This is a genomic window from Kitasatospora sp. NPDC093679 (genome assembly GCF_040683455.1).
GTDB classification, from domain to species: domain Bacteria; phylum Actinomycetota; class Actinomycetes; order Streptomycetales; family Streptomycetaceae; genus Kitasatospora; species Kitasatospora arboriphila.
The window spans coordinates 61,483-72,471 of the sequence record NZ_JBFBDW010000038.1; the positions used below are offsets into that span (position 1 = coordinate 61,483).

The 10,989-nt window shown below is 74.0% G+C and carries 13 protein-coding genes and 1 tRNA gene; 8 read left to right on the top strand and 6 right to left on the bottom strand.

Annotation, left to right across the window (positions count from 1 at the left end; translation table 11 throughout):
• Positions 1–135 precede the first annotated feature (135 nt).
• The 4 genes from AB0O09_RS26820 to AB0O09_RS26835 form a co-directional block, all read right to left on the bottom strand.
• Entirely contained in the window at positions 136–1,104 is a 969-nt protein-coding gene (locus tag AB0O09_RS26820) for a hypothetical protein (protein ID WP_363545427.1), read from the bottom strand.
• Between the two features lie 119 nt (positions 1,105–1,223).
• The gene (locus tag AB0O09_RS26825) at positions 1,224–1,637 is read right to left on the bottom strand and encodes a hypothetical protein (protein ID WP_363545429.1); all 414 of its coding nucleotides are present in this window, start codon (positions 1,635–1,637) and stop codon (positions 1,224–1,226) included.
• Between the two features lie 754 nt (positions 1,638–2,391).
• Entirely contained in the window at positions 2,392–2,871 is a 480-nt protein-coding gene (locus AB0O09_RS26830) for a hypothetical protein (protein WP_363545431.1), read from the bottom strand.
• A gap of 301 nt (positions 2,872–3,172) precedes the next feature.
• Positions 3,173–4,312: a winged helix DNA-binding domain-containing protein gene (locus AB0O09_RS26835; protein WP_363545433.1), complete on the bottom strand. Its 1,140-nt coding sequence runs from the start codon at positions 4,310–4,312 to the stop codon at positions 3,173–3,175.
• A 60-nt stretch (positions 4,313–4,372) separates the two neighbouring features.
• Between AB0O09_RS26835 and thpR the strand changes: the two genes are divergently transcribed.
• Together thpR and AB0O09_RS26845 are read left to right on the top strand one after the other, a co-directional pair.
• The gene (thpR, locus tag AB0O09_RS26840; RefSeq protein WP_363545435.1) at positions 4,373–4,984 is read left to right on the top strand and encodes an RNA 2',3'-cyclic phosphodiesterase; all 612 of its coding nucleotides are present in this window, start codon (positions 4,373–4,375) and stop codon (positions 4,982–4,984) included.
• Between the two features lie 28 nt (positions 4,985–5,012).
• Positions 5,013–5,402: a hypothetical protein gene (locus AB0O09_RS26845; protein WP_363545437.1), complete on the top strand. Its 390-nt coding sequence runs from the start codon at positions 5,013–5,015 to the stop codon at positions 5,400–5,402.
• Between the two features lie 403 nt (positions 5,403–5,805).
• Here the strand turns inward: AB0O09_RS26845 and AB0O09_RS26850 are convergent, their stop codons facing one another.
• Entirely contained in the window at positions 5,806–6,600 is a 795-nt protein-coding gene (locus AB0O09_RS26850; RefSeq protein WP_363545440.1) for an SGNH/GDSL hydrolase family protein, read from the bottom strand.
• Positions 6,601–7,155: 555 nt separating this feature from the next.
• Between AB0O09_RS26850 and AB0O09_RS26855 the strand changes: the two genes are divergently transcribed.
• The gene (locus AB0O09_RS26855) at positions 7,156–7,494 is read left to right on the top strand and encodes a DUF1801 domain-containing protein (protein WP_363545442.1); all 339 of its coding nucleotides are present in this window, start codon (positions 7,156–7,158) and stop codon (positions 7,492–7,494) included.
• Positions 7,495–7,593: 99 nt separating this feature from the next.
• A tRNA-Met gene (locus AB0O09_RS26860) sits at positions 7,594–7,670 on the top strand.
• Positions 7,671–7,767: 97 nt separating this feature from the next.
• Here AB0O09_RS26860 and AB0O09_RS26865 read toward each other — a convergent pair.
• Entirely contained in the window at positions 7,768–9,078 is a 1,311-nt protein-coding gene (locus AB0O09_RS26865; protein ID WP_363545444.1) for an acyltransferase, read from the bottom strand.
• A gap of 152 nt (positions 9,079–9,230) precedes the next feature.
• On the opposite strand from AB0O09_RS26865, the gene AB0O09_RS26870 reads away from it, so the two are divergent.
• From AB0O09_RS26870 to AB0O09_RS26885, 4 genes are all read left to right on the top strand, one after another.
• Entirely contained in the window at positions 9,231–9,578 is a 348-nt protein-coding gene (locus AB0O09_RS26870; protein WP_363545447.1) for a hypothetical protein, read from the top strand.
• A gap of 115 nt (positions 9,579–9,693) precedes the next feature.
• Positions 9,694–9,903: a hypothetical protein gene (locus AB0O09_RS26875; RefSeq protein WP_363545449.1), complete on the top strand. Its 210-nt coding sequence runs from the start codon at positions 9,694–9,696 to the stop codon at positions 9,901–9,903.
• A gap of 25 nt (positions 9,904–9,928) precedes the next feature.
• On the top strand, positions 9,929–10,543 hold the full coding sequence (locus AB0O09_RS26880) for an SDR family oxidoreductase (RefSeq protein ID WP_363545454.1): 615 nt from the start codon (positions 9,929–9,931) through the stop codon (positions 10,541–10,543).
• Positions 10,544–10,659: 116 nt separating this feature from the next.
• On the top strand, positions 10,660–10,989 hold a 330-nt coding region (locus AB0O09_RS26885; protein WP_363545452.1), incomplete at its 3' end, for a hypothetical protein.

Sequence of the window (10,989 nt, forward strand, 5' to 3'; positions counted from 1 at the left end):
GCGCCGCAGAACGTCGCACCGTCGAGGACGACGACCGAGGACCACCGGCGTGGACCGCCGGCGTGGACCGGGCTGTCGGCAGTGGGGGCGCCGACAGTCGCGGGTCCGGGGGCCGGGGTCCGGGCTCCGGGGGCGTCAGCCGGCCAGCGCCCGGGCGGCCGCCCGGACCTGGGTCTCCAGGGCGGTCCTGGCGGCAGCCATGGCCGGGGCGTTGGCCTTGATCGCCTGCTCCTGGTAGGCGTAGTCGACCGCGTACCAGACGCCGACCACGTTGTACTCCGCCCGGCAGGCCGCGTCCGCGGTCGCCACCCGCACCTCGCGCTCGGTGGGCAGCGCGGTCCTCCGCCACTCCGGGTCGCCGACCGCCGCCAGCGGGTCCGGGTAGTCGTACCCGCTGCCCTTCATGCACTGCGACCACCGGGCGAACACCGCCCGTGTCCGGGCGTCCTCCTGAGAGTCCTTCAGGGTCGAGAACTTGATGTCGTCGGCGGTCTGCGCGTCGCCCACCCGGCCGTTGACGGCCCCGGTCAGCTGCTTCACCGACTCCCCGACGCAGCCGTGCTCCGGCACCGTCTGCCCGTTCACCACCTGCCCGCCGGGACCGAGCCGCTGCTTGGGGTCGGACACGCCGCGCTCGGCGGCGGCCATCTCCGGCGTGGTCGTCCAGCCGCCGCCCGGTACGTCGGGGGTGGCGCGGATCCCGCCCTCCGGGTGGTACCCCCACTTCGCCATCAACGCGGCGCTCTGGTGCCCGTAGCGCCCGTCCACCCGGCTGGCGGGGGCGTCGCTGTCGCGCTGCTGGTCGGCCGAGCCGGGAGGCGTGTACGTGAACCCGAACCGCTTCATGCAGCGGGACACCAGCTCCTGCTGCGCCTTGGCGACCTCGGACGCCTGCTGCGGGTTCAGCAGGTAGGCGTCCAGCGGCAGGGGCTTGTCGTTCGCCGACGCGAGGGTCGGTGTCGCGGAGACCGGCGGCGGCGTCACCGGCGCGGTCGGCGGTCCGTCCACGCCGGGGTTCGGGGCTGCGGCGCTCGCGCAGCCGGCCAGGAGTAGCGGCAGGGCGATCAGGAGAGCGGCGGGGCGGCGACGCCGGCGACTGGACACGGGAGCGAAGGCCTTCCTGGTCGGCGGGGCGGGCTGGGCGGGAGGGGAGCCGCGCCGGTCCCCGGCCGGGTGCACCGGGCCGGGGACCGACGAGAACGATCGAGCGTTGCCGGGTGGGGTCAGACGACCCGGCCGGACGCGTTGTTGTTCTTCAGCGAGGAGTTGAGGTTCACGCTCGCGTACGGGGCGACGGTCTGGCAGGCGACGCTGCAGTCGTAGCCGCTGTTGTAGTAGACGCGGAAGTTGCTGGCGATCCAGCTGTCCACCGCGGCGGCGTGGTTCTTCACCTCGACGCCGGAGCCGCTGGAGCCGTTCGCACCGCCGCTGAAGTACTTGCCGGCGTAGTTGGAGACGTCGCCGGTCTGGATGTAGACCGCGCCGTAGCCGTAGCTGCTGGAGTTGTAGTACAGACAGACCTGGCCGTAGGTGCAGTCCTGTGCGGGCGCGGCCATCGCCGGTGCCGCGGTGGACAGCCCGACGGCGAGGACGCTTCCGGCCACGGCGGCCGCGGCGACGAACTTCTTGACGCGCATGTCGTTCCTTCCTTCGACGGCGCCGGAACGTCCGGCGTCCGTTTGCAGGGAGGGCCCAACCCCCCTGCGGGTGGAGCAGGAACCGCGTGGTGCGCGAAGGCGACCCCCGAGGGAACCGGGGCGCCGTTCGTGTGCCGATCCTCACCGCGGGCCGTATCGCCGCAGTAGCGGCCCGGTAGCGCGTGGCGATGCTCCAGCTCACGGGCCCGGAGCGGCGGCGGGACGCCCGCCGGACCGCCGTCGACCGGGACGGTGGCGTCGACGGCGAGATCGACGACCGGTCCGGCTCCCGCTGCGGCCGACCCCGTCGCTGCCGGGCCCGCAGGGTGGGTTTGCTTTCGGAACTCCGGGTGGCCAACGTTGCGCGGCCCGGGTGTGACGTGCGTGAAGGGGTTCCGCTGTGAGTGAGCACGGCCTGATCGGGCGTGCGGGGGAACTCGCCACGGCGCGGCGGTTGCCGGAGACCCGCGCGGCAGTCGTCCTGACCGGCCCCGCCGGGATCGGCAAGACCGGTCTGCCGGCCGGGCTCGTGACAGCGGCGGAACGCGACGGCCGGCAGGTGGTGTGTGTGCGCGGCCACGGCCCCCACCGCACCCACGGGGTCTCCTCGACCTGGCCGGGGCTGCGGCCCGCTGCCGCCCTCCGGCCGCCCTGCACGCGGCCGGCCCGCACGCGGCCGGCCCGCACGTTCCCGTGGGGGCCGGCCGCATCGGCGCGTCGGTGGTGGACCGGGCCGGGCCGGGCCGGGTGGACGTCAGACGAGCTTCCAGCGCCAACCGTTGTTGTCCGTGCAGACGATCTCCCGGCCGGCCGCGTCCGTCCCGTGGACGCCGTGGTCGGAGTTCCGGCAGTACTGACCGGCCTGGTAGCAGTTGCCCGCGTTGGAGAGGGGGTGGCAGCCGGTCGGCGCCGCGGTCGTGCGAACCGGGGCGGCGGTGGTGCGCCGGACGGTGGGAGTGGAGGTCGTGTGCCGGACGGCGGGGCTGGAGGGCGTGCGGGTGGCCGCCGCGACCGTGCCGACGGGCGCGGGGGCGGCCGTCGGGGTGGCCGTGGCCGTGTCCTGGGTGGCTATGGGGGTCGGTGACACCGCCTCAGGGGACGGCGGGTTCACGGCCGAGGCGACGGCCGCCGAGGCCGCCGGGGCGGCGGTGCGGGTGGTGGGGGTGTCCTCCGGTGTGCAGCCGGCCAGGGCCAGAACGGCGGCGAGGGCCAGTGCGCTGAGGGTCTTCTTCACGTTGCTGTCGTTCTCCAAGCGGTGGCCGGCCCGGCGCTCCTGACGGGGCGACCGAGTCGGTGGGGACGAAGGGCGCCGAACGCGACCGGCGGCCCCGGCGGTCCCGGGTGGCTGCCGCAGGGCGGGCGGGCGGACGCGACGATAGGCCACGCGCCACCCCGCGGGAAGGCCGTCGCCCGGGATCAAGGGAATCCCGAGGGTCGGCACCCGCAGACCGGCTGCGGGCGGTATCCTCCTCCGGCCCGTGCCCTGCGCCCACGCCCGTCGGGCCCGGTCCGCAGGCCGAACGCGCCGGGCCCGGTCAGCCCTTGACGACCGTCCGCTCGACCGCCGGAAACCCCTTGTCCCACCAGTGCCCGTAGCGCCGGTGGACGGCCGGATCGCGGTCGGCGAGCAGCACCGACAGCCGCGCCGCCTCCTCGGTCAGGCCCTGCCACGCAACCCTGCCGAGCCTACGGAAGGCGGTCAGTTCCAGTCCGCCGTCGACGGCCCGCCACACGCCGACGACCTGTCCGTCGACGAGCAGACAGGGCAGCACGTCGCCGTTGCGCCGGACGACCAGCGGCCGGTACTCGGCCGGCACGAGCCGTCCGGGGACGGCGTGCGCCAGCAGCGTGCTGTCCCACATCGGCAGCAGCCTGGGCGGCGCCGGGGTGTCGTCGTCGGGCACGGTGGCGTCGGCCAGGTCGAACAGGGCGGCGCGGCCGGGGCCCTGCACCCGCACCACCCGGTCGCCGAGCGCCCGCAGGGCCTCCGCCGTCGGGGTGCGCGTCAGCAGGGTGAACCGGGCGAAGTCCTGGGCCGACGCGGGCCCGAACGCGCGCAAGTACGAGAGCAGCAGGCGCCGGACTCCGGCGTCGGCCTCCCGCGGTTCGACCGCCGCGGCCGCCGGGGCGGCACGGTAGCTGTTCGGCCGGGCGAACGACCACGGGCCGCCGGTCGGTGCATGGTGTACCGGCGCGAACGTGCGCAGCGCCCACCACACGCGGTGGGCGTGCTCGCCGTGCCTCCGTGCGATCTCCTGCTCCACCCGGGCGCCCGTGCGCGGCTGCTGCAGGAACCGGGCGAGCTCCGGCAGCAGCGCATCGGCGTCGGCGGGGGCCAGCCCCGTTGCGGTGAACCGGCGGTCGTACAGCCGTGACGCCCGCAGCGTGCTCAGCATGGCGGCGCGGTAGGGCTCGTGGTCCTCGGCATGGACGACGTGCAGGGTGAGCCGCATCAGCGTCGACTTCACGACCCGGCCGTCCGCGAACGCCGCGTCGAGATCCTCCGGCGCGAAATTTTGCACCCGGTTCCACAGCGCCAGGTACGGCGACGCCGGTTCCTGCGCCTGCAGAGCGCAGAGCCGGCGAACCGCCTCCGCCACGTCGAGGCGCCGGCGCTCGAGCAGGAACTGACGCTCCAGTACGGCCAGTGCGAGCTGCCGCTCGGTGAGGCTCATGACCGAATCATGCCACCCTCGGCCCGGCCGGGAATCAGCCGCCCGTGCTAGAAATCCCTGGTGAACGACGACCCCGAGCCCTCGACCCTGCGCGTCTTCGTGGCGCTGGCTCCACCCGACGAGGCCAAGGACGAGCTGGCCCGGGCGCTGCAACCCGCCTACGCCCGCTACCCGCGGCTGCGGTGGAACCGGATCGAGGACTGGCACATCACCCTGGCCTTCCTCGGTGAACTGCCCGCCACGGCCGTGCCGTTGCTGCGCTCCGTGCTGGCCGGCCGGGCGGCGTCGCACCCCGCCCTGCACCTGGGCCTGCGCGGCGGCGGCCACTTCGACGAGCGACTGCTGTGGAGCGGGATCGACGGGGACCTGGACGGACTGCACCTCCTCGCCGCCGACGTCCGGGAACTGGTCGGGTCCTGCGGGATCCAGTTCAACAACCGCCCGCTGCGCCCCCACCTGACACTGGCGCGGGCCCGCCGCGACGATCCCACCAGCGTGCCGCAGGCCGCGGCCGGACTCTCCGGCTTCGTGGGCCGGCCGTGGCACGCCGAGCGCCTCCACCTGGTCGGCAGCAACATCGGCCGCGGCCCCGGGCCGATCCGCTACCGCGACATCGAGGCCTGGCGGTTCGGCACCGAGATCCGGGCCGACGAGGACGGCGCACCCGCTTAGATCGGGCCCACACCACCAGGAGGAACCGGTGTCCCACCCGCAACCGCTCACCCCCGAGGAGAAACTCGCCGGCGCGAAGGAGCAATTGCGCCTCCCGCGCACCGTCGTGATCTGCGGTTCCACCCGTTTCATGGCCGAGATGGCCGAGGCCGATCTGCGGGAGACCGAAGCCGGAAGGATCGTCGTCAAGCCGGGCTGCGACATGAAGTCGCCGCACGAACTCTGGTCCGATCCCGTCGAGGCCGAGGCGCTGAAGGTGCGACTCGACGATCTGCACCGGGCGAAGATCCGGCTCGCCGACGAGGTGCTCGTGGTCGGCGACCACATCGGAGACAGCACCCGGGCCGAAATCGCCTACGCCCGGTCGCTGGGCAAGCCCGTGCGGCTCACACACCCCGAAGTCGCCCCCGACGCCTGACCGCCCACCCACACCCTCCGCAGGCACCCCCGGGAATGGATCGTCCAGGTCTGTCCGGCGGATCAGGCGTGCGTCTGATCCGCCGGAGGCCGGGGGAGCCGCACGCCTGATCCGACAAGGTCCGGGGGAGACGGCGCGGCCGTTGCCGACGGTCGAGCGGTATCCGGCCGCGGAGCCTGCGTGCGAAACCGTCTGCGGACCCCGGCGGCCACTGCTGCTCCTCCGGAGTGATGCATTCGGTCTCGCCGCCGTCGGGGCGAATGCGTTCCGTCCGGCCGTGGTGGCATTGTGGGCGGCCGTCGGATTGTCGTCTCTGTTGTGACACGAACCATGGTTGTCCGGCGTGAACCGTGCCCCGCCCGACCGTGCTCGCGGTCGGACGGGGCAGGCGCGGGGAGGGGGATCAGGCTCTGGCGCTGAACGTGGGCAGGTAGCCGTTGGCGTGGCCGGTCGCGTTCGGGTGGTAGCTCTCGTGGACGATGACGCGGGTGCTGTTGAGCCACCAGTCGGACGAGCAGATCTCGTGGTCGGTGAACACCTGGCGTACGTCGCCGAAGGCGAATCCGGCTGCGCCGGCTCTGTCGGCGATGACGGAGTCGATGGTGTCGGCGGCGCCGTTGATGGCGTTGCGGCTGGTGTCGCTGATGCCGAAGGTGCAGCTTCCGCCGATCTTGTAGAGGTGGGGGTAGCCGAGGACGACGACACGGGCCGACGGGGCGCGGTTGCGGATGCCCGCGTAGACCTGGTCGAGCAGGGCGGGGAGCTTGCTGGTGGCGAAGCTCTTGGCGTTGTTCACGGCGGTCAGGCAGGCGTTGGTGCCGTTGAGGACGCAGGTCTGCATGGCGCTCGCGAAGCCGGCGTCGTTGCCGCCGACGCTGATGCTGACCAGTGTGGTCGCGCCGTTGACGGAGGACAGCTGCTTGTCGATGACGTCGGCGGTGGTGGCGCCGGAGCAGGCGACGAAGGCGAAGGAGGCGGGGGAGTGGGCGGAGGCCCAGAGCGCGGGGTAGGCGTGCAGGCTGCGGTTGCACGATCCTGCGGAGCCGATGTAGTCGCCGGTTCCTTCGCCGGATGAGTACGAGTCGCCGAGGGCGACGTAGTTCCCGGTCGCCGCCGCGGCGGGCGGTGCGGCGAGGAAGAGGCTCGAAGCGAGCAGGAGGACGGTGCCGGACAAGGACAGGACGAATCGCGGCCGCATGGGACCTCCACCGGTCTACCCGCGTCACCTTGACGCGGCGGTAACTTTGTAGCGGCGCCGTGCCCGGGCTGAAAGATTTGTCACAGGGGCAATTCGGTGAAACGGATTCACTTGCTCCTCACTGCACGCCAGTTGTCAGGACCGCCGCGCCTGCAGTATCCGCGGGCGCGGTGATGGCGGCCGGCTACACGATCTGACGTACCATCAGATCGCGGTGGGGGGATGGTGCTGTGGTGAATGCCTCCCGGGCGCGAAAAAATCTTGAGATCGAGGTGGGGGCGGCCGAAACTCCCACGCCTACCTCCGCACCCACGTCCTGCCCCCCCGCGCTGCGCCTGCACGGACTCGATTGCGAGGCCCTCTGCCGCGTCACCGACGACACGGACCCCGGCGGCCCGCACACCCTGTTCTCGGGCGCGGCGCTCATGGCCCGCGGCATCGACCCGGACCTCCCCGCCGGCCCCGTCGGCCATGACGGACACCCGCGCCCGGGCAGGGGGAACCCGCCGCCGCGGCAGGCGGCGCTCCGGTCCGGGCACGGCCAGAATGGGCGGCATGGACGCCGTGCAGGAGTACGTCGACGCGATCGCCCCGGAACACCGCCCGCTCTTCGACCGGGTGAGCGGCCTGATCCTGGAGGCGTTCCCGGAGACGAGCCCGACGCTGTCGTACGGAATGCCGACCTACCGCGTCGGCGAGCGCAGGCTCCACGTCGGCGCCTGGCAGCACGGCATCTCGATCTACGGCTGGGGGAAGGACCGCGACGGCGGCTTCACCACCCGGCACCCCGAGCTCGTCAGCGGCCGGGGGACCATCCGGCTGCGGCCGAAGGACGCGGCGGGCATCACCGACGACGAGCTGCGCGGTCTCGTCCGCGCCGCCCTGGAAGCCTGAGCGGCCCCTCGGGGAGGCCCGCCCGGTCACACGCTGGAGACCGGAGTCGGAACCGATTTCCCAAGCTCAGGTGCGGTGCCGTACAGTCGTGTCCACCGACGCGGGGTGGAGCAGCTCGGTAGCTCGCTGGGCTCATAACCCAGAGGTCGCAGGTTCAAATCCTGTCCCCGCTACCACATCCGGAAGGCCCGGCACCTCAGGTGCCGGGCCTTCCGGTTCTCTCTCCCGGGCCTCGTCCGGTGCCGGAACCGACAGGTCCCCGGACCGCCCGGTTCAGCCCGCCTCGGAGGCTTCCGGCGCGACCACCGCACGCGGCGGAGGCAGCAGCACCAGCGCCGTCCCCGCGGCGAAGCCCGCCACCGTCCACCCCGCCGGTGCGCCCGCCCCGGCCAGCCCCTCGCCCGCCCAGACCGCCAGCGTCCAGACGGCGGCCGCGAGCCCGGCCAGCCCCGCCAGCACGGAGTACGGCTGCCGAACCTCCGCCTGCGGACGCACCGCGCCGCCCACCCGCAGCAGCCCCCGTTCCACCGGCCGCAGCGCCACGAGCAGCCCGAACAGGAACAGCGTCAGCACGGCGATCCACACCGGCCGCCACGCCCACCAGCCGCCGGAACCGACCACGGGCTCCGGCGCGAGGCCCGTCAGGTAGAACGCGGCAGCCGCCGCCAGCACCGGCACCATGTGCCACAGGTACAGCGTCATCGACACCCGGCCGAGCGGGCGGACCAGGCGCCACAGCCACTCCGCGCGCAGCGCCCGTTCCATCGCGGGTGCGGCGAGCAGGCACAGCGCGCACTGCGCGAGCGCCCAGGCGAGCATCGCCGGCGAGGGCGGGTCGGTGTTGCTCACCTCCTCGGTGCTCACCCGGATCAGGCTGACCGGGTACGGCCCGAACGCCACCAGCCCCGCGAACGCCGCCGCCCCGCCACCGGCCACCGCCCACAGGAGCGGCCGGCGCCCCGGCAGCCGGCCGTCCTCCCAGCCGAAACCCAGCTGGTAGGCCACCGCCCAGACCAGCACGTAGCCCGCCGCACCGACCGGACTCCCGCGGTCCGCCAGGTCGACCAGATCCGCCACCACGGCCAGCCCGGCCAGCGCGGCGATGGAGGCGAACCCCCACCGCCGGTACGCCGCGTACAGCCACGGCGTCAGCGCGCTGACGACCAGGTAGACCGGCAGGAACCAGAACTGCATCGCCAGCGCCCAGCCCACCATGGCCAGCAGCCCGGGGTCCGCGCCGGCCGCCCGGCCGGCCGCCAGGCACGGCACCGCGATCCCCAGGTACGCGGCCGTCGGCAGCAGCAGCCGCACCGCCCGCGCGTGGACCCATCCGGCCGCCCCGCCGCCGCCCTCCCGGTGCCGCCGCCAGGACCCGGCGGCCACGTGGCCGCCCGCCAGGAAGAACACCGGCATGATCTGGAAGAGCAGCGTCAGCCACTGCGTCCACTCCACCGTGGCGAGCAGTTCGGGCGCCGCGATCGTGCCGTCCGGGTGCCGCACCAGCGCGGTGATCACCCAGTGCCCGAGCACCACCATCACGATCGCCGCTCCCCGTAGGAAGTCGACGTACCTGACCCGGTCCACGCCGCCCACCGTCCCCCCGTCCCGAACCGACCGGTCCACTGTGGTCGTACCGCAACGGCCCGGTCCAGTGCCGCACGGTTGCGATTCGATCTCCCGGTCCGGGCGGCGAAATCCGCTGGGGCACCGGTGGGCCGGCCACCATACTGACCGTCATGTGCTTCCGCGGCGGTACCCCGAACCGGCACTACGTGTGCCTGCCGTGCCGTGCCTCCGTCAAGCGCCGCACGCCGACCACGGTCTGTCCGCGCTGCCGCGGCCGGCTCGTCGACGCCGGACAGGACCTCAAGGTCCCGCGCCGCGCGGACACGGCCGCCTGGCGCACCCTCACCGCCCTGCTCAACGCCGGCGTCACCTTCCACTCCTCCTGCTGCGGCGGCCCCGGACGGCGGCCGCGCGCCCCGCGCGAGATCCGCGAGCGTCTCGCCGCCGCGGCCGGCACCGGCCTCCCCCTCGCGGAGGTCCTCACCGCGCCCGAACTCCCGCGTCGACGTGGCGGGTGAGCCGCAGCCGCCGTTCACCGACCGGCCAGCCCGCAACGGGCGTGGGCGTATGTGTGGGCGGGCGGTGGCGCTTGTCGGCCCCGCCCGGCGGAGGTCAGGACCGAGTCTGGTGGACATGGGAAGCACGAAGAAGCGGTGGGCCTCCGCGGTGGTGCACTGCCGGCCGGGTTCGGTCGCGGGGATCGAGACGGCGGCCGCGCACGTGGGCGGGCAGGTGCGGGTGACCGGGCGGTGGGTGCGGGTGCGGCCGCACGACGGGGGAGAGATGTGGATCTCGGCGGGCGCCGTCCAGCGGATCGTCTGGGACGTGCCGCCGGACGGGTGACGCCCGGGCCGAGCCCGGGTTCGGCCTGTCTGGCCCGAACTGCTCGGGCATCGTCGCCGACGTCACCGACCCCGCGGCCATGGAGGCCGCGCACCGGGAGGTCGTCGCACGGCACGGGCGCCTCGACGCGGTCGTGGCCAACGCGGGCATCGGCGCGCACGCCCCGCTCGGCGTGATCACCGAGGAGCAGTTCGACCGGACCTTCGCCGTCAACGCCAAGGGCGTCCTGTTCACCGTCCGGCGATCGCGCTGCTGCCGCCCGGCGGCACGGTCCGTCGTCATCGATTCGACAGCGTCCGTCCGTCCGGCCGCTGCCGGCACGGGCCCGTACGGCGGTGCGGAGGCCGCGGTGCGCGCCTTCGTCCGGTCCCGGATCCAGGACATCAAGGGCTCCGGCATCCGGATGAACGTCCTCAGCCCCGGCGCCGTGGACACCGAGTCCCTGCGGCGCGCCCTCGCCATGGCGCAGGGCGCCGGCGCCGTCCCCGGCGCCGTCCGTCGGACGGGCGAGGGCAACCCCACCGGCCGGATCGCCGAACCCCCCGAGATGGGCGAGGCCGTGGCCTTCCTCTGCAGCGACACCTCCGGCTTCATCGCCGGTGTCGAACTCTTCGCCAACGGTGGCACGGCACAGGTCTGACGCTCCTGCAGGCCGGCGCCCCGGGGCGGCCCCGAGACCGTGATCGGTCGGCGCTCCGGCGGCCGAGAGCCCGTCGGAGCGGTCGGGTAGGGTGGCTGGCTTCGGCGATCATGGGGGTGTCGGAGCAGGTGAACGCGGGTTTGGTGCACCAGGTGCGGATGGTCCGTGCGGGTGCGGGGGATCCGGGCTCGATGCTGGCGGTGTTCCGCTCCAGTGCGGTGCTGGTGCCGCAGACCGCGGACGGTCTGGTGTGGTCGGGGGACGAGGGCGGGATCCGCTGGATCCACGCCTTCAGCGACGAGGCGGAGCTGACCGCGTTCCTGGCTGCCCGCGGACACGCCCCCGGCGAGGTGCCGTACCTGACGGTCTTCGGGTCGCGGCTGCTGGACGTCGCGGTGCCGGCGGCCGGCGTGCCGTGCGGGGTGGCGTTGGACGTGGCGGGTGCG

Bases quoted from the DNA above. Each gene is read 5' to 3' on its own strand.
- AB0O09_RS26875 (WP_363545449.1), top strand. From the start codon at position 9,694: ATGGGAAGCACGAAGAAGCGGTGGGCCTCCGCGGTGGTGCACTGCCGG.
- AB0O09_RS26835 (WP_363545433.1), bottom strand. From the start codon at position 4,312: ATGAGCCTCACCGAGCGGCAGCTCGCACTGGCCGTACTGGAGCGTCAG.
- AB0O09_RS26855 (WP_363545442.1), top strand. From the start codon at position 7,156: ATGGACGCCGTGCAGGAGTACGTCGACGCGATCGCCCCGGAACACCGC.
- AB0O09_RS26870 (WP_363545447.1), top strand. From the start codon at position 9,231: ATGTGCTTCCGCGGCGGTACCCCGAACCGGCACTACGTGTGCCTGCCG.
- AB0O09_RS26850 (WP_363545440.1), bottom strand. From the start codon at position 6,600: ATGCGGCCGCGATTCGTCCTGTCCTTGTCCGGCACCGTCCTCCTGCTC.
- AB0O09_RS26825 (WP_363545429.1), bottom strand. From the start codon at position 1,637: ATGCGCGTCAAGAAGTTCGTCGCCGCGGCCGCCGTGGCCGGAAGCGTC.